The sequence below is a fragment of the Allobosea sp. Root670 genome, assembly GCF_001429415.1.
GTDB classification, from domain to species: Bacteria; Pseudomonadota; Alphaproteobacteria; order Rhizobiales; family Beijerinckiaceae; genus Allobosea; species Allobosea robiniae.
In genome coordinates this window covers 236,335-257,981 of the sequence record NZ_LMJU01000020.1, presented here as the reverse complement: position 1 = coordinate 257,981, position 21,647 = coordinate 236,335, and the positions used below count along the sequence as shown (strand labels likewise).

General features: G+C 62.9%; 24 protein-coding genes and 1 pseudogene. 14 read left to right on the top strand and 11 right to left on the bottom strand.

Annotated features, from left to right (window positions below; translation table 11 throughout):
• Window positions 1-285: CoA-transferase (locus tag ASE61_RS24930; protein ID WP_320409894.1), on the top strand; the 285-nt coding region annotated here is incomplete at its 5' end.
• Window positions 286-548: 263 nt separating this feature from the next.
• Here ASE61_RS24930 and ASE61_RS24920 read toward each other — a convergent pair.
• The 4 genes from ASE61_RS24920 to ASE61_RS24900 all read right to left on the bottom strand — a co-directional run bounded on the left by ASE61_RS24920 (window position 549) and on the right by ASE61_RS24900 (window position 4,143).
• Window positions 549-1,400: an alpha/beta fold hydrolase gene (locus ASE61_RS24920; RefSeq protein WP_061971538.1), complete on the bottom strand. Its 852-nt coding sequence runs from the start codon at window positions 1,398-1,400 to the stop codon at window positions 549-551.
• Window positions 1,401-1,434: 34 nt separating this feature from the next.
• Window positions 1,435-2,310, bottom strand: a complete 876-nt coding sequence (locus ASE61_RS24915) for an alpha/beta fold hydrolase (protein ID WP_061971536.1) — start codon at window positions 2,308-2,310, stop codon at window positions 1,435-1,437.
• A gap of 284 nt (window positions 2,311-2,594) precedes the next feature.
• On the bottom strand, window positions 2,595-3,341 hold the full coding sequence (locus ASE61_RS26195) for an IclR family transcriptional regulator (protein ID WP_162260153.1): 747 nt from the start codon (window positions 3,339-3,341) through the stop codon (window positions 2,595-2,597).
• Between the two features lie 28 nt (window positions 3,342-3,369).
• Window positions 3,370-4,143, bottom strand: a complete 774-nt coding sequence (locus ASE61_RS24900; protein WP_061971531.1) for an IclR family transcriptional regulator — start codon at window positions 4,141-4,143, stop codon at window positions 3,370-3,372.
• 116 nt (window positions 4,144-4,259) lie between these two features.
• Here ASE61_RS24900 and ASE61_RS24895 point away from each other — a divergent pair, with 116 nt between their 5' ends.
• The 13 genes from ASE61_RS24895 to ASE61_RS24840 all read left to right on the top strand — a co-directional run bounded on the left by ASE61_RS24895 (window position 4,260) and on the right by ASE61_RS24840 (window position 16,058).
• Window positions 4,260-5,090: a shikimate dehydrogenase family protein gene (locus ASE61_RS24895; protein ID WP_061971530.1), complete on the top strand. Its 831-nt coding sequence runs from the start codon at window positions 4,260-4,262 to the stop codon at window positions 5,088-5,090.
• A gap of 42 nt (window positions 5,091-5,132) precedes the next feature.
• A complete protein-coding gene (locus ASE61_RS24890) occupies window positions 5,133-5,801 on the top strand; it encodes an amino acid ABC transporter permease (RefSeq protein ID WP_061971528.1) in 669 nt (222 codons plus the stop codon).
• Between the two features lie 7 nt (window positions 5,802-5,808).
• Window positions 5,809-6,459: an amino acid ABC transporter permease gene (locus ASE61_RS24885; RefSeq protein WP_061971527.1), complete on the top strand. Its 651-nt coding sequence runs from the start codon at window positions 5,809-5,811 to the stop codon at window positions 6,457-6,459.
• Window positions 6,460-6,495: 36 nt separating this feature from the next.
• A complete protein-coding gene (locus ASE61_RS24880) occupies window positions 6,496-7,341 on the top strand; it encodes a transporter substrate-binding domain-containing protein (protein ID WP_162260152.1) in 846 nt (281 codons plus the stop codon).
• A gap of 51 nt (window positions 7,342-7,392) precedes the next feature.
• Window positions 7,393-8,163, top strand: coding sequence for an amino acid ABC transporter ATP-binding protein (locus tag ASE61_RS24875; protein ID WP_061971523.1), 771 nt, complete (start codon window positions 7,393-7,395; stop codon window positions 8,161-8,163).
• Window positions 8,164-8,217: 54 nt separating this feature from the next.
• Window positions 8,218-8,685 carry a MaoC family dehydratase gene (locus ASE61_RS24870; RefSeq protein ID WP_061971522.1) on the top strand — a complete coding sequence of 156 codons (468 nt, stop codon included), beginning with the start codon at window positions 8,218-8,220 and terminating at the stop codon, window positions 8,683-8,685.
• Window positions 8,685-10,226 carry an acyl CoA:acetate/3-ketoacid CoA transferase gene (locus ASE61_RS24865; RefSeq protein WP_061971520.1) on the top strand — a complete coding sequence of 514 codons (1,542 nt, stop codon included), beginning with the start codon at window positions 8,685-8,687 and terminating at the stop codon, window positions 10,224-10,226. The genes ASE61_RS24870 and ASE61_RS24865 overlap by 1 nt, the downstream gene beginning before the upstream one ends.
• 16 nt (window positions 10,227-10,242) lie before the next feature.
• A complete protein-coding gene (locus tag ASE61_RS24860; protein ID WP_061971518.1) occupies window positions 10,243-11,229 on the top strand; it encodes an aldo/keto reductase in 987 nt (328 codons plus the stop codon).
• 61 nt (window positions 11,230-11,290) lie between these two features.
• Window positions 11,291-13,285 (top strand): bifunctional sugar phosphate isomerase/epimerase/4-hydroxyphenylpyruvate dioxygenase family protein, encoded by a 1,995-nt coding sequence (locus ASE61_RS24855; protein ID WP_061971516.1) that lies wholly within the window; start codon window positions 11,291-11,293, stop codon window positions 13,283-13,285.
• Window positions 13,286-13,300: 15 nt separating this feature from the next.
• On the top strand, window positions 13,301-14,020 hold the full coding sequence (pcaH, locus tag ASE61_RS24850) for a protocatechuate 3,4-dioxygenase subunit beta (protein ID WP_061971514.1): 720 nt from the start codon (window positions 13,301-13,303) through the stop codon (window positions 14,018-14,020).
• Complete coding sequence (gene pcaG / locus ASE61_RS24845) at window positions 14,004-14,720, top strand: protocatechuate 3,4-dioxygenase subunit alpha (RefSeq protein WP_061971512.1); 717 nt, start codon at window positions 14,004-14,006, stop codon at window positions 14,718-14,720. The genes pcaH and pcaG overlap by 17 nt, the downstream gene beginning before the upstream one ends.
• Window positions 14,721-15,134, top strand: coding sequence for a hypothetical protein (locus ASE61_RS26720; protein ID WP_156407223.1), 414 nt, complete (start codon window positions 14,721-14,723; stop codon window positions 15,132-15,134).
• Window positions 15,135-15,164: 30 nt separating this feature from the next.
• Window positions 15,165-16,058 carry a LysR family transcriptional regulator gene (locus tag ASE61_RS24840; protein ID WP_061971510.1) on the top strand — a complete coding sequence of 298 codons (894 nt, stop codon included), beginning with the start codon at window positions 15,165-15,167 and terminating at the stop codon, window positions 16,056-16,058.
• A gap of 265 nt (window positions 16,059-16,323) precedes the next feature.
• Here ASE61_RS24840 and ASE61_RS27450 read toward each other — a convergent pair.
• The 7 genes and pseudogenes from ASE61_RS27450 to ASE61_RS24810 all read right to left on the bottom strand — a co-directional run.
• A pseudogene (locus ASE61_RS27450) lies at window positions 16,324-16,584 on the bottom strand (DUF4405 domain-containing protein); the annotation flags it as partial.
• A 132-nt stretch (window positions 16,585-16,716) separates the two neighbouring features.
• Window positions 16,717-17,199, bottom strand: coding sequence for a cytochrome P460 family protein (locus tag ASE61_RS24835; RefSeq protein WP_061971508.1), 483 nt, complete (start codon window positions 17,197-17,199; stop codon window positions 16,717-16,719).
• Window positions 17,200-17,212: 13 nt separating this feature from the next.
• Window positions 17,213-17,683: a cupin domain-containing protein gene (locus tag ASE61_RS24830; RefSeq protein WP_061971601.1), complete on the bottom strand. Its 471-nt coding sequence runs from the start codon at window positions 17,681-17,683 to the stop codon at window positions 17,213-17,215.
• An 8-nt stretch (window positions 17,684-17,691) separates the two neighbouring features.
• Window positions 17,692-18,123 (bottom strand): carboxymuconolactone decarboxylase family protein, encoded by a 432-nt coding sequence (locus ASE61_RS24825; protein WP_061971506.1) that lies wholly within the window; start codon window positions 18,121-18,123, stop codon window positions 17,692-17,694.
• A gap of 115 nt (window positions 18,124-18,238) precedes the next feature.
• The gene (locus ASE61_RS24820; RefSeq protein ID WP_244493018.1) at window positions 18,239-19,249 is read right to left on the bottom strand and encodes an alpha/beta hydrolase; all 1,011 of its coding nucleotides are present in this window, start codon (window positions 19,247-19,249) and stop codon (window positions 18,239-18,241) included.
• A 158-nt stretch (window positions 19,250-19,407) separates the two neighbouring features.
• Window positions 19,408-20,499 (bottom strand): alpha/beta hydrolase, encoded by a 1,092-nt coding sequence (locus ASE61_RS24815; RefSeq protein ID WP_082617725.1) that lies wholly within the window; start codon window positions 20,497-20,499, stop codon window positions 19,408-19,410.
• A 169-nt stretch (window positions 20,500-20,668) separates the two neighbouring features.
• Window positions 20,669-21,523, bottom strand: coding sequence for an alpha/beta hydrolase (locus ASE61_RS24810; protein ID WP_162260151.1), 855 nt, complete (start codon window positions 21,521-21,523; stop codon window positions 20,669-20,671).
• Between the last annotated feature and the right edge of the window lie 124 nt (window positions 21,524-21,647).

Genomic DNA, 21,647 nt, shown 5'->3' with positions numbered 1-21,647 from the left:
GGCGGCGCGATGGATCTCGTCGCCGGCGTCAAGAAGGTCATCGTCGTGATGGAGCACGCCAACAAGGCGGGCGAATCCAAGGTGCTGGAGCGCTGCACGCTGCCGCTGACCGGTGCGGGCGTGGTCGACCTCATCGTCACCGATCTCTGCGTGATGAGCTGCGCCAAGGAAAACGGCGGCGGGCTGACCCTGGTCGAGCTCGCGCCAGGCGTCACGCTCGACGAGGTCAAGGCCAAGACCGGCGCGCCCTTCACCGTCGCGCCAAGCCTCGCAAAGGCCGCGTGAGCGGGTTCTATAGAAAGCCGCGCGAGGTTCGACCGGGATGAAGCCCACAGTCCGGCGCGGTGTACCTTCTTCGGCCTAAGGGCTCGCATTGAAGCTCAAGTGCATTGCCGGAGCAGCCGCCCGAATTTGCTTGGCAGCCACAAGTCTCAACTTCAGAAACATGTACATTGCAAAGCCGCTGTTGAATGCTGACAAGCCGCTCTGCTCAGACTCTGGCGCTTTTACGCGCTCGGACGAGCGCGGAGCGAGGATGTCCAGCTGAGTCACGTCTCAAAAAATGAGAGAAGCCTCTTGGCGGTCTCCGCTGGCCGCTCTTCCGGCACCCAATGGCCGCAACCTGCGATGGATCCTCCTACAACGCTGGAAGCGAATTCCTTGAGCATGGGGATCATCTTTTCCCCATATCGGTGTTCCCCACCCAGAGCCATAACCGGGATCGTCAAGGGCGCCTTTTTCCAGGCGAGACCATTGGCGTGATCCAAAGGAAAGGCACGGTACCATTCGAGTGCGCCGCGGGTGTTTCCGACTTGCGCGAGAGCGCGAGCAAAAATCTCGATATCATGATGCTCGAATGCGCCGTGGTTGAAGGCTCTGTCCGATAAGAACGTTGAAACATACGTCAGTTCACGCCCCTGGATCAGCAATTCCGGCAAATCCCGTCGCATGTGAAATGCGAAGTGCCACACCTTTGGATCAGCGAAATTGGCTTCCCATTGACTCCAGCCGGGCATCGGAGCGTCCAGGATTGCGAGACGCGTCAAGGCCTCGCGGTGCTGGAATGCCAACGCAAGAGCAACCATGGCTCCGATATCATGCCCACAGACGGCGTAACGGGCAAAGCCCAGCGATCTCATCGCGGCGTGTACGTCTGCCGCCATGGAAGCCTTGTCATACCCTGCTTGCGGCTTGTCTGAATGACCGGCACCTCGCAAATCGAGCGCGATCACCGTGTGGTGCTTGCTGAGTTCAGGCATGACCTTGTGCCATTCCCACCAAGTTTGGGGAAACCCATGCAAAAGAACGACAGGCGAACCCGATCCACCAATGACCGCGTGAAGCCCAACCTCACCCGCCATCACCATGCGATGTTCGAAACCTTCGAGCTTCGTGCTCATGGTCTCCTCCGTAGGTTCTAGTCGCAGCCTTGGATCAGCTCCTTGCGGAGCGTGATCTCCCGAGAAATTGCTTGATTGCGGCGGCCAGCTCGTGCGGCCTCTCCTCTGGCGGATAGTGGCCACATCGCTCGATCAGGACATCTTCGACATTGCTTGCGACCTGACGGATCGTCCGCGACGATGCATCGCCGTATCCCCAGTCGGCGCCCACAGCGAGAACCGGCATTTGTAGAGGCGTCTGCCCCCACGCCCGATTGTCTTCGCGATCAATCGGTATGGTTCGGTAATAGCTGAAGGAGCTACGCAGCGCACCCGGCCTGGCGAGCGCCTGCGCATAGTGTTCGATTTCAGAAGAGCCGACGGCATTTGCGTCGAACAAGCCGACCTTCTCACGCCGCATGAAATGGTCGACGAACAGAAACTCTCGCCCCCTGACCAGCTCTTCCGAGATGTCGCCTGCCATGTTGAAGCCGAAATGCCAGCTCCCACCTCTGGCAACATCCATGCCCGCTTCTTGGCCAAAGGCAGGGAGGCTGCTCTCAATGAACACGAGATGGCTCACTTCGTCCGGCCACTGGGCAGCGTACGCAAAGGCGACGTGTCCTCCCAAGTCATGACCGGCAATAGCGATGCGCGACAAACCGAGTGATTGAACAAATTCTCTTAGACGCGCGGAAACAGTCTTCTTGTCGAACCCGCTATCCGGCTTCGATGAGTAACCGAAGCCTGGCAGATCGGGCGCGATTACGTCGTGCTCATTGCAGAGAAGTGGCATGATTTTTCGCCAGGCGAACGACGTCTGTGGCCATCCGTGAAGCAACAGGATCGGGGTGCCTTGGCCCACGCGCGCGTAGGCAAAACGCATATCACGGGTGCGAACAGAACCGAGGGTCTCCGCAGCGTGGCCCATTGCCCCAATCTCATTTCAACTCAGCCGGGCGCAGTACCGCATAATTCGTTCCTGCATGCAAACAAGAATGTATCGAGTTCATGGATGAGAACAATCGGCTAGGACGCCAACATATGGGGAGAGTGGTCACGGCGGCGAAAACGCGTCATTCGGGGCCGAATGACGCGACGCCGTAACGGCCCGGTCTGCTCATCGGAGCCGCCCACAAACGAGCACGTTGAGAATTTAAGAGCGAGCTAGCGCATCCGCACGCGAGCAGACGTCAAGCGCCATCCCGGTCGGTATCAGGTAAGGCTGAACAAGGGGGATGAAGCAGCCGCTGCGCCGAGTTCGTCGGCGCTGGCAAGTAGCCAGGGCGCAATTTCTGTCATGCGAGCAGGCGTCATTCGAATGGTCGGACCTGCTACACTGATCGTGCCGACAGGGGTTCCCACACCGCGCTTGCGGATCGCGGTAGCCATTGCAGATGTCCCTATCTCGTAAGCCTCCGTCACGCACGCATATCCGAGCTGGCGCGTCCGCTCGATCTGCGTAAGCAACTGCTCGATGGTGGCCGGAGCGTTGGGACCGAGTCCAGATCGATGCAGACCCTGTTTCTCGACGACAATTTTCACTTGCTCGTCGCTGAGGTTCGCTAACCAGGCCTGGCCATTGGCTGTGGCCGCAAGATAAACTTCCGGCTCGGTGTGTGGGACATAGAACAGGCCGCTTTGCGTACTTTGAGATTTGGCTACCCAGGTCAAATGATCACTTTCGACGACGGCCAGCCGCACCAATTCTCCTGTTCGTTTGGCGAGGTCATCGAGAATCGGCTGAACAAGGTCGGTTATGCCGCTGGTGCCGAGATAGGCCAAGCCGAGAGCAGCGAGCTTCACGCTCAAATTCACGGTGCCGTCCGCCGAGCGAAAGAGGAAGCCACCATCGACCAGGCCCTGAACGGCTCGTTCAGCAGCTGCCGCCGGTATTTTTAATCTGTGGGCGAGGTCTCGCAATGGCAAGCCGGCGGGACATTGCGCCAATGTTTCGAGCATTCCTAAGGCTCGGATACGGCTAGACATGTCAATGCGCCGGTTCGGAGAAAATGGGTAGCCCTGTGCCGGCCTTGGCGATGGCGCTGGCTGCGCCGCGCAGGGAGGGCAGGATCTGATCCATTGCTTCGCTAGTCATGCGTATGACGGGCCCGGCGACACTGATTGTGCCGATAGGGCGTTGCGTCGCTTCGTCGAAGATGGCGACGGCGATCGCGGAAGTTCCCGGCTCGTAGGTTTCGAAGATTTTAGCATAGCCGAGTTCACGCGCAGCATCGACAAAGATCAACAGGTCTCGCATTGATCGTGGCGCGTTCGGTCCATACCCCTCACGCTTCAATCCCTGCTTGGCAGCGAGCTGCAACACCTCGTCCTCGTCAAGGCATGAAAGCCAAGCATGGCCGTTCGAGGTTGCGGCCAGATAGACCTCGGCTCCTTCGTCGGGGTTGTACAGAAGCCCACGCCTCGCGCCCTGCGCCTTCGCGACGCGGATGAGTTTTCGGTCATGGATGACGGCCAGCGTAACCAGTTCGCCGGTCTTGTCAGCGAGCCCGTCGAGGAGCGGCTGGATCCTGGTGGTAATACCGGTGGACGCCAGATGACTGAAGCCAAGGGCCACGATCTTTGCGGTTAGGCGGTAGGCCCCGCCATCGAACTCTTGGCGGACGTAACCTTCGTCTTTGAGGTCCGCGAGAAGGCGGTGTGTGGCACTTCGAGGGATGGCCAAAGTGTCGGCCACAGCCATGAGCGGCAGTCCGCCAGCGTGGCGCGACAACAAGTCGATGATCGCGATCGCCCGATCCATGGAGCCTCCGTTCCAATTGGACACTATTCGATTTGGAACGGAGTGTCACCGTTCTTGACGAAACTGGAATTATGAGATTTATGGAATTCATTCCATTTTTATGACGGACCTCACGCTTGGCAGATGCCCTTCTCCCGACCAGCGAGCCTTCCGCGGCGAAGGCGATCAGCGGCAGAACGCGGCTTTTCGCTGTGCTTGGCGACCCTGTCGCCCAAGTCATGGCACCGGCGATGATGAACCAGCTCTTTGTTGAGCGGGGCGTGGACGCCGTGCTGATCCCTGTGGAGGTATCAGCACGGTCGTTGGCGGCAGTCGTCAATGGGCTGAAACAGATCGACAACCTCGACGGGCTCCTCGTCACCGTCCCTCATAAGCGCAGCGTCCACGATCAGGCGGACATGTTGAGCGGCACCGCTCGGCTGGCAAGGTCGGTCAACGCCATGCGGCGCGAGGCTGACGGCACGTGGTTCGGGGATAACTTCGACGGCGAGGGCTTCGTACGCGGGTTGGAGCGGGCTGACCGCTCGATTGCGGGCAAGCGTTTCACGGTTGTTGGCGCCGGTGGGGCGGGTGTCTCGATCGCGGCCGCCATCCTTCGGGCGCAGGCCGCGAGCATCACGATCGTCGATATAGACCGCGCAAGTGCGGAAACGCTCGCGAGCCGCCTCGACGAGAGGTGGCCCGGACTTGCTGAGGTCGCGGATGTTCCCGATGCAGCAAGCGATGTGGTGGTGAACGCAACGCCGCTCGGTTTGGGCGGCAATGATCCACTGCCCTTCGAGCTGAATGATCTGCGTTCCGAATGCCTTGTCGCCGACATCATCATGAAGCCGGCCGAAACGCGCCTTCTCCGTGAGGCCGCTGCGCAGGGTTTCGCCACGCACCCGGGGCTTCCCATGCTGAGCGAGCAGATCCCTCTTTACCGGGAGTTTTTCCGGATTCCCTGAACCAACGACCTTGGCAGAAGACCAGGGCGCCTGGAGGAAACCTTGACGTATCAGTTCGATTTTTCAGTCCTACTTCCGTACTGGGAGCAATTGCTGCGAGGTTGCTGGCTGACAGTCCTGCTGTCGGCCATCTCGATCTCGGCGGGGCTCGTGATCGGAATTCTGACCGCACTCGCCAAGCAAAGCCGCTTCGCAGCGGCTCGGATCGCGGCCAGCACCTATGTCGAGATCATCCGGAATACGCCGTTCCTGGTGCAGGTCTTCTTCATCTTTTTTGGCCTGCCGGCTCTCGGCATCAGCTTTCAGCCCTGGAGCGCAGCCATCTTAGCGCTGAGCCTCAATTGCGGAGCGTTTTCGGCGGAGGTTATTCGTGGTGGAATCGATGCGATCGCGCGCGGACAGTATGAGGCCGGCACCGCCCTCGGCCTGAAACCGCTGCAAATCTTCCGTCACATCATCTTGAAGCCGGCCCTGCGGATCATTTTCCCAGCATTATCCGGCCAGTTTGTCCTGACGCTCCTCACGACCAGCATTGTCTCGTCGATTTCTGCCGAGGAGCTCACTTCGATCGCCCAGTCGATCGACACGATGACGTTCCGAAGCTTCGAAATCTACATCGTTGCAACGATCCTCTACCTCACGATGTCGTTCGCCTTCGCAACGTTGTTCAAGCTGATCGACCGTCTCTATTTCTCTTATCCCGTGAAGTGAGGACGGCATGATCAGAGAATTCGGTCTGTCGGAAGCACTCGCCATCCTGTCGGGCGTTCAGTCGACAATTCTCCTATCGCTTATCGCCTTCGCGGGGGGCGGAGTAGTCGGGCTGGCGATCGCATTGATGCGCACTTCGGAGCGCGCTTGGCTGCGCCGCTGTGCCGGCTTCTACATCGATTTCTTTCAAGGCACGCCGCTGCTCATGCAGCTGTTCCTGGTGTTCTACGGACTGCCGGTTCTCGGGTACAAGGTGAACCCCTGGGTCGCGGTGACCATCGGTTTCACCTTGCATGCCAGTGCATTCCTCGGCGAGGTCTGGCGTGGCAGCATCCAAGCCGTACCGCGCGGACAGAGCGAAGCCGCCTATGCGCTTGGCCTGAGCTACGTCTCTCGCATGCGCAATGTCGTCCTGCCGCAAGCCATGCGGATCTCAGTGGCGCCGACGGTCGGCTTCATGGTGCAGCTGATCAAGGGCACCTCACTCGCGGCGATTATCGGCTTCGTCGAGCTCTCGCGCGCTGCTCAGATCATCGCCAGCGCGACCTACAAACCGCTGCTCGCCTACGGCTGCGCCGCAATCGTCTACTTCCTTCTCTGCTTCCCGCTTTCACGCCTGAGCATGCGCCTCGAGAAGCGCTTCGCCGTGAAATCCTGAAGACCACACCAAAAGACCAACTGGAGGAAAATGCCTATGAAGTGGGTTGAATCATTCCGTCGCACCGCAGTGGCTTCGGCCATGTTCGTCCTCGCAACTTCTGCTGTCGCTGGCATAGCGGCCGCACAGACGGTCGACTCGATCAAAAAAGGGGGCGTGCTTAAGATCGGATCGCAGGTCTCCCAGGTCCCGTGGGGCTTCAGCGATGCCTCCGGCAAGCTCACCGGCTTCGACATCGAGCTTGGTGAGATGCTGGCCAAGGACCTCGGCGTGAAGGCCGAAGTCACTCCGGTTACATCGAGCAATCGGGTCGCGGCGCTGCTCACTGGCCAGGTCGACGTTTTGGCCGCTGTGATGGGCATCTTCGCCGACCGCCAGAAGGTCGTGCTGTTCGCGCGGCCCTACACCACCAACGACACAATCTACATTGGCAAGGTTGGTGCCGACATCAAGGGATGGAACGACCTGAAGGGCGTGCGTGTCGGCGTTCCACGCGGCACGCCACAGGACATCGCCATCACGAAGGCGGCGCCGGCCGGCGCGATCATCCAGCGCTTCGACGACGATGCTGCAACCGTCCAGGCGCTTATTGCGGGACAGGTCGACATGATTGGCGGCGCCGCGACGCAGGTGCCGAATATCGCTCAGGTCGCCGGACCAGGAAAGTTTGAGCAGAAATTCGTCGTTGCCCGCGCCTACAACGCCTTCGCGGTGCGACCGGCGTCGCGGGAATGGGCCAGTTACCTCAGCGATTTCGTTGCCCGGAAGCTCGCGAGCGGCGAATTGCCAGCCCTCTACAAGAAGTGGATCGGCGGCGAGCTCGCTCAGATGCCCACGACTGGTGAGGGCGAGGCCGCCCTACCGATTTCGGTGGTGCAGTAACTGGCGCGCGGGCGGCGTTGCGCCGCCCGCCTCTTTCCCATGAGCACACACATGTCAGACCAGCAACTCCGCGTGGATAATTCCACTCAGTCCCCCATCGTAGACATCAGCGGGGTTCAGAAGTGGTTCGGCACATTCCAAGTCCTGAAGGACATCGCGCTGACGGTCGCGCGCGGCGAGCGCATCGTGATCTGCGGGCCTTCCGGGTCGGGAAAGTCGACGCTGATCCGCTGCATCAATAGCCTTGAGCGCTACCAGGAAGGCCGGCTCGTCGTCGATGGTTACGACCTTGGTGCGGGGCAGAAGAACATCGACGCCGTCCGCGCCGAGGTCGGCATGGTCTTTCAGCAGTTCAATCTCTTTCCGCACCTCACGGTGAAAGAGAACTGCATGCTGGCGCCGATGAAGGTTCGTGGGACGTCGAAGAGGAACGCCCAGGAACTCGCGATGCGCTTTCTCACGCGCGTTCGCATTGGTGATCAGGCCGAGAAATACCCAGCCCAGCTATCCGGCGGTCAGCAACAGCGTGTGGCCATCGCGCGAGCCTTGTGCATGACGCCGAAGCTCATGCTCTTCGACGAGCCGACGTCAGCCTTGGACCCCGAAATGGTCAAGGAGGTGCTCGACACGATGGTCAGCCTCGCCGACGAGGGCATGACCATGCTGTGTGTGACACACGAAATGGGCTTTGCCCGGAAGGTCGCGGATCGTGTGATCTTCATGGACCGCGGCGAGATCATCGAGATCGGCAAGCCGGAGCCCTTCTTCGCCAACCCGCAAAACCCGCGCACCCAGGCCTTCCTCGGGCAGCTCCTGCACTGAGCAGGTGGCGGCAAAGCACCCGCCTCGGAATGAAATCCAAAGGATCAAGCCATCATGCTTCCGGGCAAATTCTACGAAGAAATTCAGATTGGCGACGAGCGGCTGACTCCGCGCGTCACCGTAACCGAAGGGCATGTTCTGGCTTACGCCGGCGTCGCCGGTGACTTCTCTCCGATCCATATGGACGAGATTTATGCCCAATCGACAGTTTTCGGGGGCCGCATCGCACACGGGTTGATGGGGCTGTCCCTGACCGATGGCATGAAGGTGCAGTCAGGCTTCTTCCATGACGGCATCGCCCTCGGCTGGACTTGGAACTTCAAGCGGCCGATCCGGATCGGCGACACATTGCAGGTCAAGTTCAGGATCGCGGATATGCGTATCCCCAGGAGCCGCAGCGATATGGGCATCCTGACCATCGCCATCGAGCTCCTCAACCAGCATGGCGAGGTGGTTCAGGAAGGCGAGCACCGGCTGATGGTGCCACGCAAGCCGGACGCAGCGCCGACGGAGGCCATCTGATGGCCCGCGACAAGTTCATGACGGCCGACCAGGCCGTCGCGCTGATCAAGGACAGCGATACCGTCGCGTTGATCGGGGGCGGTGGCGGCCTGATGGAGGCGACGCATACTTTCCGCGCCGTCTCGCGCCGTTTCCTCTCGACCGGCTACCCGCGCAACCTCACCGTGCTGCACGCACTCGGGATCGGCGACAAGAAGACCGAGGGCATGAACCACTTCGCTCATGAGGGGCTAGTGAAGCGCGTCATCGGCGGCCATTGGGTCTGGTCGCCGAAGATGCAGGAGATGGCGCGCGACGAGAAGATTGAGGCCTATGTCCTGCCGAGCGGCTGCGTGATGCAGCTGTATCGCGAGATCGGCGGGCAGCGGCCGGGCCTGTTCACCCATGTCGGTCTTGGGACCTTTGTCGACCCGCGCCACCAGGGCGGAAAGATGAATGCGTCTGCGAAAGAGGACCTGGTCGAAGTCGTCAACCTCGGCGGACAGGAATTGCTTTGGTACAAATCCTTCCCGATCAACGTCGCGATCATCCGCGGTTCCTTCGGCGACGCAGCCGGCAATATCAGTCTGGATCAGGAAGCGGCGAATGTGGATGTCTATGCCGCGGCTCTCGCAGCCCATAATTCCGGCGGCATCGTCATCGCGCAGGTTCGTACGGCGGTCGATGTAAACTCGCTTCCGGCGCGCTCGGTCCGAGTCCCCGGAGCCATCGTCGATGCCGTCGTGGTCGATCCCGACCAGCGCATGAGCTACGACGTGCCTTACGACCCGCTCATCTCCGGCGAGCGCCGCGGCCCGACGCCGCTCGATCCGCCCGAGCCGCTCAACATCCGCTCTCTGATCGCGCGCCGCGCCTATCAAGAGTTGACCGAGGGCGACGTGATCAATTTCGGCGTTGGCATCGGCGAGGGTGTTGCCAAGATGGTCGCCGAGCGCGGCGAAGTCGGGCGCTATTACCAGACCATCGAGCACGGGACTTATGGCGGCGCACTGCTGGTTGGCCTGCTCTTCGGCTTTGCCCGCAGCGCCTCGGCCATGATCGACGGCCCGTCCCAGTTCGATTTCTATGCCGGTGGCGGCCTCGACACCGCATTCCTCGGCTTTGGCGAGTTGGATGAGGCCGGCGACGTCAACGTCTCGAAGCTCGGCGGGCTGACCGTCGGGCCCGGCGGCTTCATGGACATCGCTCAGAATGCCAAGAAGGTCGTGTTCTGCGGTACCTTCGACACCAAGGGCAGCAGATTGGAGGTCGGCGGCGGCAAGCTCGCAATTGCGCAGCACGGCTCGGTGCGAAAGCTCGTCAGCAAGGTCGAGCAGATTACATATTCAGGCAAGCAGGCGCTCAAGCGCGGCCATAAGGCGGTGTTCGTAACCGAGCGGGCAGTGTTCAATCTGGAGAATGAGGGCCTCGTTTTGAGCGAAGTCGCGCCTGGCGTCGACATCCGCCGCGATATCCTCGAACGGATGGATTTCATGCCCCTCATCCCGCGCGATCCTCAGGTTATGGATAGCGCAATTTTCTCGGAATTATCAGGCCTCTGAGCCGCGCGAGGATAGTATGGAATATCGGAATCTAGGCCGGACCGGCTTGAAGGTCTCGCGCATCGCGCTAGGCTGCATGAGCTATGGCGATCCGACGCGCGGCAACCATAGTTGGGTGATGAACGAGGATGAAGGGCGCCCCTTCATTCGCAAGGCATTGGAAGCCGGCATCAACTTCTTCGACACCGCGAATGTCTACTCCGATGGCGCTAGCGAGGAGGTTCTCGGCCGCGCCATCCGCGACTTCACCACACGAGAAGCCGTGGTAATCGCCACCAAGGTCTATGGTCCCATGCGTCCCGATGCGAATGGTCATGGCCTATCGCGAAAGGCGATCTTCGCAGAGATCGATGCCAGCCTTAGACGTCTGGGTACCGACTACATCGATCTCTATCAAATTCACCGCTGGGACTATGAAACGCCCATCGAGGAGACGCTTGAGGCGCTGAGCGACGTGGTTCGGGCCGGCAAGGCCCGTTATCTAGGAGCGTCTTCCATGCACGCTTGGCAATTCATGAAGGCGCTCGGCCTCCAGCGCCAGCATGGCTGGGCGCCTTTCGTCTCCATGCAGAACCATCTCAACCTTCTCTACCGCGAGGAGGAGCGTGAGATGCTGCCGCTATGCCGGTCCGAGGGAGTTGGTGTCGTGCCTTGGTCCCCCTTGGCGCGAGGCCGTCTGACGCGTCCCTGGCAGGACGAGCCGGCAACCGCGCGCGCCGCGACGGACGAAGTGGGTAAGGGCTTCTACGACAAGGCCAAGGATGCCGACCGTTTGGTAGTCCAACGCGTTGGGGAAGTCGCAGAGCGTCTTGGCGCACCACGCGCTCAAGTGGCTCTCGCCTGGCTGCTGCAGAAGGAGGGTGTATCGGCGCCTCTGGTCGGTGCGACCAAGATGGCGCAGCTCGATGATGCCCTCGCAGCGCTTCAGCTCAAACTTCCGGATGATGAAATCGCCTCGCTGGAGGAGCCTTACGCGCCGCATCAGGTCTCCGCCTTCGTGTGAAAGCGATAGCCCTGCCCGGAACTGCTGCGGGCAACGATGTGCCAGTTCGGGAAGGACAGCCATGTTACCGTCGATCGCCACCGTCTGCGTTTCCGGCACACTTCAGGAGAAGCTCGAGGCCATCGCCGCCGCCGGCTTCAAGGCCGTCGAGATTTTCGAGAACGACCTGATCGCCTTCCCCGGTTCTCCGACCGAGGTCCGGCGCATCTGCGGCGATCTCGGCCTGACCATCGTGACCTGCCAGCCCTTCCGCGATTTCGAGGGCATGCCGGAAGGGCGCCGCCAGCGCGTCTTCGACCGGGCCGAGCGCAAGTTCGACCTGCTTCAGGAACTGGGAACGGACCTGCTCTTCATCTGCTCCAGCGTCTCGCCGGAAGCCTTGCCGGGCATTGACCGGCTCGCCGCCGATTTCGCCGAGCTCGGCGAGCGCGCGGGCCGGCGCGGCCTTCGCGTCGGTTACGAGGCGCTGGCCTGGGGGCGGCATGTCTTCGACTATCGCGACGCCTGGGAGATCGTGCGCCGCGCCAACCGGCCGGAGGTCGGGATCATCCTCGATTCCTTCCACATCCTGGCGCGCGGCCTCGATCTTGCGGCGATCGGCACGATCCCGCGCGACAAGATCGAGATGGTGCAGATGGCCGACGCGCCGCTCCTGCAGATGGACCCGCTCTCCTGGAGCCGGCACTGGCGCTGCCTGCCCGGCCAGGGCGACCTCGATCTCTCCGGCTTCATGCGCGCGCTGGCCGCGACCGGCTATGACGGCGTGCTCTCGCTGGAGATCTTCAACGATCGCTTCCGCGCCGGTTCCGCGCGTTCCGTCGCGCTCGACGGCCATCGCTCGCTGATCTGGCTGCTCGACGAGACCGCGCGGCAAGTCGGCAAGCCGGTGCCCTCCGCGCGTTCCGTCGCGCTCGACGGCCATCGCTCGCTGATCTGGCTGCTCGACGAGACCGCGCGGCAAGTCGGCAAGCCGGTGCCCGGCGCGGTGCCGATGCCGCCGCCGGCCCCGGTCGAGGCGGTCGAGTTCATCGAGTTCACGGTGTCGGAGGCCGAACGGCCCGGTTTCGAGAAGCTGTTGCGGGCGCTCGGCTTCGCGCGAGCCGGCGCGCATCGCTCCAAGGATGTCGATCTCTGGCGCCAGGGCGATATCCGCATCGTGCTGAACAGCGAGGCCGACGGCTTCGCCCATAGCTACCAGATCACGCATGGCACCTCGGTCTGTGCGCTGGCCCTGCGCGTGCCGGATGCGCAGGCCGCGATCGCCCGCGCCAAGGCCCTGCTCGACGTGCCCCATGCCGGCGCGATCGGGCCGGATGAGCTCGACATCCCCGCCGTGCGCGGGCTCGGCGGCAGCCTGCTCTATTTCCTCGACCAGGCTTCGGCGCTGGGCCGCTGGGCGGAGGTCGATTTCGAGGCGACGGGCGAGGCCTCGGACGATGCCGGGCTCACCGGCGTCGACCATGTCTCGCAGAGCATGCAGTACGAGGAGATGCTGACCTGGCTGCTGTTCTATTCCTCGCTGTTCGAAACGCGGAAGACGCCGAGCCAGGCCGTGCTCGACCCCGGCGGCGTGGTTCAGAGCCAGGTGATCGAGAGCGGGCTCGACGGCCGGAACGGCCATGGCTTGAGGCTCATCCTCAACGGCTCGCAGAGCCACCGCACGCTTTCGGCGCGGTTCATCACCGATTTCTTCGGCTCGGGCGTGCAGCACATCGCCTTCGCGACCGACGACATCGCCGCGACCGTCAAGCGGCTGGTGGCGAATGGCGTCGCCATGCTACCCATCCCCGAGAACTACTATGACGACCTCGAAGCCCGCTCCGACCTGACGGCCGAGGAGATCGATGCGATGAAGGCGCTGAACATCCTCTATGACAGCGATGCCGGCGGCGCCTTCCGTCAGGCCTATACGCAGACGCTGGATGGTGGCTTGTTCTTCGAGATCGTCCAGCGCGATGGCTATGCCGGCTATGGCGCGGCCAATGCCGGCATCCGGCTGACCGCGCAATCAAGGCTCGCGCGCCCGATCAGCGTTCCCGCGCCGAGCCATGGCTGAGGAGAGATAAGCCGCATGAGCAGCCTGATCCTTCCCTATGCGGGGCTCGATGCCGGGCAGCCGGCCTCGCTCTCGCCGGATTACCGCTCGACCGTGGCACGCAGCCCGCGTCAGACCCCGATCGCGATCCCGCAGACGCTGACCGAGGTCACCGGGCCGACCGACTGGTCGCGCCTGATGGGGCCGGCGATGGCCGACCTCACCACCCAGCACAAGGCGCAGCCGCAGGGCCAGCGCATCGTCGTGACCGGCCGCGTGCTCGATGAGGACGGACGGCCCGTGCCGAACACCGTCGTCGAGATCTGGCAGGCCAATGCCGCCGGACGCTACATCCACGCCAAGGACGACTGGCCGGCGCCGCTCGATCCGAATTTCACTGGCGTCGGCCGCGTGATCACCGACGAACAGGGCCGCTATCGCTATGTCACGATCCGGCCCGGCGCCTATCCCTGGGGCAACCACAAGAACGCCTGGCGCCCGGCCCATATCCATCTCTCGCTATTAGGCCCGGCCTTCGCGACGCGGCTGGTCACGCAGATGTATTTCCCCGACGATCCGCTGATCGAGATCGACCCGATCGCGAATGCCGTGCCGATGCCCTATCGCCAGCGCATGGTCTCGCGCTTCGATATCGGCACCACCGTGCCGAACTGGGCGCTGGGCTATGTCTTCGACATCGTGCTCAAGGGCCGCGACCAGACGCCGTTCGAGGACGACCATGACGACGACCACTGACTCTTCTGGCGGGGATTTGGAAACTCGCAACGCCGCGCCGCGGCAGGACAGCCAGGACCCGTCGATCTTCGGCCAGACGCCGTGGCAGACGGTCGGCCCCTATTTCCATTACGGTCTGCCCTGGAAGGGCGGCGCCGATCTGGTCGAGCGCTCCGAGATGGGCGCGCGGCCCGACCTGATGCCGCCGGAGCATTTCCTGCTCTCGGGCTCGAATGTTTCGGGTACGCCCGAGGGCGAGGTCATCGCGCTCGCCGGCTGCGTCTACGATGCCGACGGCAAACCGATCGAGGATGCGATGATCGAGATCTGGCAGGCGAACGCGAACGGCCGCTATGCCAGCCCGGACGATGACCGCGCCGATGTGGCGCTCGACCGGCATTTCGTCGGCTTCGGCCGCGCCTCGACCGACAAGTCCGGCGTCTTCCGCTTCCGCACGATCCGCCCCGGCCGCGTGCCCGGCCCCGGCAACAGCCTGCAGGCGCCGCATATCGCGCTCTCGGTCTTCGGCCGCGGCCTGCTGAGGCGCCTGCCGACCCGGCTCTATTTCGCCGATGGCGAGGGCAACGAGACCGACCCGATCCTCAATCTGGTGCCCGAAGCGCGCAGGCACACCCTGATCGCCCAGCGCAAGCCGGACGGCACCTGGTGGCTCGACATCAACCTCGCCGGCGAGAGCGAGACGGTGTTCTTCGATCTGTAGGTGATCCTCACTGTCGAGCGGAGGGTTTGCTGCCGTCGGCTCGACCGCATCCCGGAAATAGCCGGTCACCAGCCGCTCCAGCTCGACGCCGCTGAGCTTGGTCAGGTCGTGCTGCGCAACTTTCGCCGTAAACGTGGTCTCGGCATTCGCGGTGCGTCGCAGCTTGTCAAACCGTTCCATGTAGTGATCAAGGTGCTTGCCCATGAGGCGCAGCGCCTTGGAACGCTCACTGGTCCGCAGGCTGGCGCTACTTACTTTCAGCCGGGCCATCTTGATCAACAACCCGAGACCGCAATCGTCGCACTTCAATGTCCGCAACTGGCGCGGCCCAGAATTCGGCCGCGAGCAACATTGAATCGATGTGTTGATGAGGCATTGCCAGCACGTGCCGGCCATCGGGATAAGGAGCTATAATTCGACCGGGCTCATAAGGCACTCTAATCAATGGCGCAGCCGAACTTCAACGATCTCGCCGCCTTCGCCATGGTTGCGAAGGAGCGCAGCTTCACCAAGGCCGGTGCCAAGCTGGGCGTCTCGCAGTCGGCGCTCAGCCAGACCATCAAGGCTCTCGAGGAACGCTTGAAGCTGCGGCTCCTGACGCGCACGACCCGAAGCGTCGCCCCGACCGAGGCCGGCATGCGCCTTCTCGAAACCGTCGCGCCACGCTTCGACGAGATCGAGGCGGAGATCGCGGCACTCGGCGAATTGCGCGGCAAGCCGGCCGGGACGATTCGCATCACGGCCGGCGAACATGCTGCTATTTCGGCGTTGCAGCCTGCCCTGAAGCGCTTCCTGCCGGATCATCCCGACATCAAGGTCGAGATCATCGTCGACTATGGTCTCGTCGACATCGTGGCGGCGGGCTACGATGCCGGGGTGCGATTGGGCGAACAGGTCGCGAAGGACATGATCGCCGTCCGGATCGGGCCGGAGATGCGCATGGCCGTGGTCGGATCGCCGGATTATTTCAAGCGCTTCGGTATTCCGGAGTCACCGCAGGACCTGGCCTCACATAACTGCATCGCGTCTCGTCTCCCGACCTATGGCGGGCTGTTTCCCTGGGGCCTCGAAAAGGATGGCCGCGAGGTCAAGGTGCGGGGCGATGGGCAACTCGTGTTCAATAGCCTCGCGCTGCGCCTGAATTCGGCGCTCGACGGTCTCGGGCTGGCCTACCTCCCCGAGGATCAGACGATCCCGCATATTCGCGCGGGCAGGCTCATACGGGTGCTCGAGGATTGGTGCCCGCCATTCCCCGGCTACCACCTCTACTATCCGAGCCGGCGGCATTTCTCGCCGGCCCTGTCGGTGCTCGTCGACGTCCTGCGCTATCGCGATTGAACCCGTAATAGGTGATGACCATCACGAGCCCGGCGACGGCCGCGCAATGGATGAAGAAGCCCGCGACCGCTTCCTCGAAGTTCCACCAATCCAGCGTCATCTGCATGGAGAGTTTCGTACCCAGACCGAGCTGGACGAAGCTCCAGACGCCGTGGATCGCGATTGTCCCGGCGATCGCCCGCAGCATGAGTGTTCGCAGCGGGTTCGTTCGTTTGATCCCGAACAGGTTGCGCGCCACCCCCATCAGCAGCGGCCAGCGCAGGCCGAGATGGATCGCGACGATGATCAGGATCCAGTAGGCGGCGAGCGTGTGGATCTGCCGCACGGTGAAGCCACCCCAGGGCGGCAGGTATGGCGCCAGCGCGTTCGAGATCAGCACGCTGGTTGCGAGCAGCACCAGCATGGCGATCAGGAGCGCGAAGGTCACTCCGACATTGAACAGGCTGCGCGGTTCGCGCCGCGTCCGCGGGATCCCGCTCCACCAGCGCCGGTTGAAGACGTTATGGGCAATGATCAGCAGGAACATCGCCGTTCCCGCCAGCTCATGGACAGCGTTGCCCAGCCACCAATAGGCGAAGCCGAGCAGCAGCAGCGCCGCGGTCAGGCCATCGAGCCACAAACGGGTGAGAAAAAGACGGTTCACCTCGCGATTTCCCGACTATTCGATCGGCGTGCCGTTGAAGCGGGGAATCCGGGAACCGGTGAACAGATATTCCGCCCCCGACTGGCTGCTGTGGCAGGACTGGCAGCGCGCAGTGTTCTCCGCGGTGTTGATGGTCTTGTCCGGCCAGAACCACTGGAACTGCCAGTCGCCGGTACGGCGGCGCTCGTCGTAATCCGCGCCCCAGCCCTGGCCCTTTTCCATGACGAAATAGCGGAAGAGCTTGCCGTCGCGATGGTCGACGAGAACGAAATGCGTGCCAGCGGGCACGGGCTGGCGATCCTTGATCGCCTGGATCGCCTCGGGCGTGGTCATGATGTGCTCCATGACGTTGCCGCGGCGCACGGTGGTGTAGTGCACCAGCTTGTCGAGCTGCGGGAAGGTGACCCGTGTCGCCTCGGCATGGACCTGCCAGCCGACGGCAAGAACGGCAGCCATGGACAGGCTGGCCAGGGCGATCTGGAATGCAGGGATTTTCATCTTCGTCTCGTTTCTAGCGCCGGTACTGCTCGTCGGTGACGTGCTCCAGCCAGTCGACGGTCTTGCCGTCCTGTGCCTCCGAGATGGCGACATGCGTCATGCCCGTGGTCGGCGCTGCGCCGTGCCAATGCTTCACGCCGGACGGGATCCAGACGACGTCGCCGGGACGGATCTCCTGGGTCGCACCGCCCCAGTGCTGCACCAGTCCCGCGCCGGCCGTGACGATAAGCGTCTGGCCGAGCGGGTGCGTATGCCAGGCGGTGCGCGCTCCCGGTTCGAAGGTCACCGTGCCGCCGCTGACCCGCGCCGGCGCGCTGCCCTGGAAGCGGCCGTCGACACGGACAGTGCCGGTAAAATTCTGGCCGGCGCCGACGCTCGGCTTCTGGGAGCCGGCGCGCTGGACGACGATCTCCTGACTGGTTTGGGCCAGGGCAGAGGCGATGGGCAGCAGCATAGCGATGAGAGCGAGTCCTGGCGCAAACATCCCGGCCATCATTTCGGCTTGAAGACGTCGCGGGCGACCCCGATCGCCGTGATGGCGTTGGGCCAACCGGTGTAGAAGGCGAGTTGGGTGATCGCCTCGACGAGCTCCTCCTCCTTGACACCGTTCTGCCGCGCGAGCGCGAGATGCGAGCGGAGCTGATCGGGACGGTTCAGTGCGATCAGCGCGCTGACGGTGACCAGGCTACGGTCGCGCTTGGCGAGGCCCGGGCGCTCCCAGATGTCGCCGAACAGCACATTGTCGGTGAGCTCCGCCATCTTGGGCGCGATGTCGCCCATCAGTTGCTGGGCCCGGGAGGGCGGCTTGGCGGGAGTCGTGCTGGATGCGGCGGGTGGCTGGCTCTGGGCGATCACCATGGTGGACAGTCCTCCGGAGAGCAGCAGGACGGCTGCGACGAACAGATTTCGGGTGAGCTTCTTCACGGATGCAGTGCTCCTCAGGGGCAAGACCATGACGGCCCGGAACGGAACCGGGACGTCACGCTGCTGAAAGCTTTCACGGGATGGCCCAAGCGATGGGTCCGCGGGTCCTGAACGGTCAGACGAGGGTCCGGGCGAAGAACGGCGTCAGCTTGCCCAGCGCGGCGTCGACATATTTGGGGACCCAATAGGTCTCGATATGCGTCGCACCCTCGATCTTGAACAGTTCCTTGTCCTTGGTGCCGACAGCCTTCGGGAACGCGTCCTCGGTCATGTAGAGGCTGTCGGCCTTGCTGCCGGCGATCATCAGCAGCGGCTGGTCGATCAGGTCGATCTGGTCGGTGGCATCCCAGCGCATCAGGTCGAGCAGGCTGCTCATCGTGTACTTGAAGGTCGAATTCGGATGCGCGTGCGTCTTCCAGTAGTACTCGTAACCCTGCCGGTACATTTCGAAGGGAAGCTTGGCGATCTGCGCGTCGGTCAGGTTGGCGTCGCCCGCATAGAGGATTTCTCCCCCGGCCATCTCCTGGGCACGAGCCTGCGAAACCTGCTTCAGGCGGTCCTGAATCGTGTTCAGTTGCGAATCCGCGAAGCCGTTGCGACGAACCCGTCCCGAGTTGAACATGCTCAGCGTCGCGATGGTCTTGAACCGCTTGTCGGCCTTCGCCGCCGATAATGCGTAGCCGCCGCCACCGCAGATACCGAGCAGGCCGAGACGCTCGGCATCGACGCCCGCATAGCGGGTGATGAAGTCCGCTGCGCCATGGATATCCTCGATGCGGAACTGGGGCTTGTCGACGCTGCGCGGCTGGCCGCCGCTGCCGCCCTGATAGGCCGCGTCCATCGTGATCGTGATGTAGCCCTGTTCCGCCAGGCGCTGGGCATAGAGGCCCGCGACCTGTTCCTTGATGCCGCCATTCGGGTGCGCGACGACGATGGCGGGATACCTCCGTCTCGGATCGTAGTTCGCCGGGGTGTAGACATTGGCGACGATGTCCAGCCCGCCCAGCTTGTAGGTGACCGGGTGGATGTTGACCTTGCCCGGCTCGTTATTCGTGATCGCACCGCCATAGACCAAGCCGAACGGATTCTGCTTGGAGTCGGCTGCGACCGTGGTGGGATTGGCCATTGCTGAAACTCCTGGAACTGTAACGGAGAGCACGAGCGCGGAGGCTCCCAGGAATTCGCGCCTGCTCGTGTTGATGGCTGTTATGGTCATTTCGACCTCCGATCCGTGATCCGAAGGGAGAGCGCTGCCCGCGTCGCGCCGGCTGTCGCGCAAGCGGTTCAGTCGAGCTTCTTCTCGGCCAGGAATTTCGAGACCAGATCGGCGATCGCGACATTGTTGAGGTCGGACATCGGGAAATGCGTGTTGCCCTTGATGCCGATCTCGGGGAGATGCACGAGGCGCGCGTCACCACCATGCTTGTTGACGGCTGCGACCCAGAGCTTGGCCATGGCGAGCCGCACCCGCCAGTTGTCCTGGCCACGCTCCGCGGTCGGCTCGACCGGAAAATTGTCGCCGTAATAGATGACGATCGGGATGCGGGTGAGCTTCTGGAAATCCGCCGTCGGCACGGCCTCGGGCGACAAGGTCCCGGCCGCACTCGGCATAACCGGGGGCAGTTCGCCCTCCGGGAAGATGAAGCCACTCCCCGGTTCGAAGGCGACGATGCCTTTAACGTTCGCGCTCCTGATCGCCGTCAGCCAGCCCGGGCCGCCACCCTGGGAATGTGTGAACAGGATTGCAGGACCGGTCTTGGCGAACAGCGCCGCCATCGCGTTGGAGATCACGCCGGCATCGTAGGGACCGGTGTTCGGCGTCACCGAGCGGAAGAACTGGTCCAGCGTCTCGGGCTTGCGGTCGAACTGGACATGGTCGAAGTAGTTCGGCCATTTGCCGAGCCGGAACTGATCGAAGAAGAGCTGATCGTAAGGGGTGGGCTCGATCGTCGTCGCGACGGTGCTGTTGCCAGCCCGCCCGCGACGCGGCTGATCCACCAGATAAACGGGGAAACCGCGGCGCAGGAACAGGGTCTGGAAGCCTTCGCGCCCGTCGGAGGTCGTCTCCCAGCTCCGCGCCGACTGGAAGGCGCCGTGCAGCATCACGATCGGCAACGCCTTCGGGTTCTGCGGAACCTGATAGAAGGCGTAGAGATGGTCGCCGTGCAGGCTTTGGCCGGCGGCCGTCGGCTTGTTGTTATCATAGGTGCCTGCGGTCTTCGCCACCGTCCCGCCGACGGCGAAGCTGCCCTGCTCCTGGATCGTCAGAGGCACGGGGTTGGCTGCCTGCTGTTGAGCGAGCGCGGGTGTCGAGCCGATCAGGCCGGCCGCCAGAAGGAAGGGCGGAATAAGGAATTTGGTCTCGATGGAAGGCATTTACCCCTCGTTCGCTGCATCAGCTTGCGAGGAACCTAGTCACAGACCCACTCTTCGATTAGCCATCTGGATTCGATAGGGCTAATAAGCTTGCCTAATCAATCGGGCCGCGACCACGGCGGTTATCCACCGTGCGAAATCTGACGGCTTCTGGCGCAGAACTCGGCAGTCACCTTGCTGATGTCGCCTGAAGAAACGCGACGACATCGTTGAGGATTGGCGCCTGCCATTGCAGAAGCGTGGACAGCGCCGTGGCTGTGGTTGTATGGCCGAGCCCCTGATAGATCTTCAGCGAGATCGATCGCGCACCCGCCTTTCTGAGCTCTAGGGCAAGGCGCTCGCTGTTGCGGGGGAGTACCGTTGTGTCGGCGGATCCTGTCACCAGAAGGACCGGCGGGGCGTCGCGCCTTGCAAAGTTGATCGGCTGCGTCTGGGCGAGTTCGCGCGCGTTTCCAAACGCCGCCTTCGTAACGTCGATATCGAACGGCAGAAAGTCGTAGGGGCCGGAGAGGCCTACGGTGGAGCGGATATCGTCGGCACGCATTCCCACGGCGGCAAGATAACGCCGGTCCAGCGTCAGCATCATCGCGTTGTAGGCGCCCGCCGAATGCCCCATCAGGTGGATTGCCTTCGGGGAGCCACCGAAGCGGGCTATGTTATCTCGGACGAAACGCAGCGCCAGCGCTCCATCCTCGATGAAGACCGGGAAGTGCACCTCGGGCACCAGGCGATAATCCGCGATCACCGTGATGAAGCCGCGCGCGGAAAGCGCTTCGCCGACGAAGGCATAGGTTTCCTTCGCGCCATTGGCCCATGAACCGCCATAGATGAAGAAGACCACCGGCTTCCGCGCGCTGCCGCCACCCGAAGGCACGTAGATATCCATCCGTTGCCGGGGATGAGGACCATAGGCCACATCGCGAGCCCCCTCGGTCAGGCCGCCGGGGCGCAGGGCTGCGCATGCAGGAAGGGCCAGTCCGGCCAGCAGGGGCAGGATCGCGCGTCGGACAATTCGGATCGTCATCATAGCCTGGGGCCAGAGAAGCGTCGCAATCTATACGCCTTAAGCGCTGCGGTGGATCAGCGCCGCGGCCGCGCGATCTCGACGGCGATACTGAACCGAGCCGGCCCGCCGCACGTATCTCCTC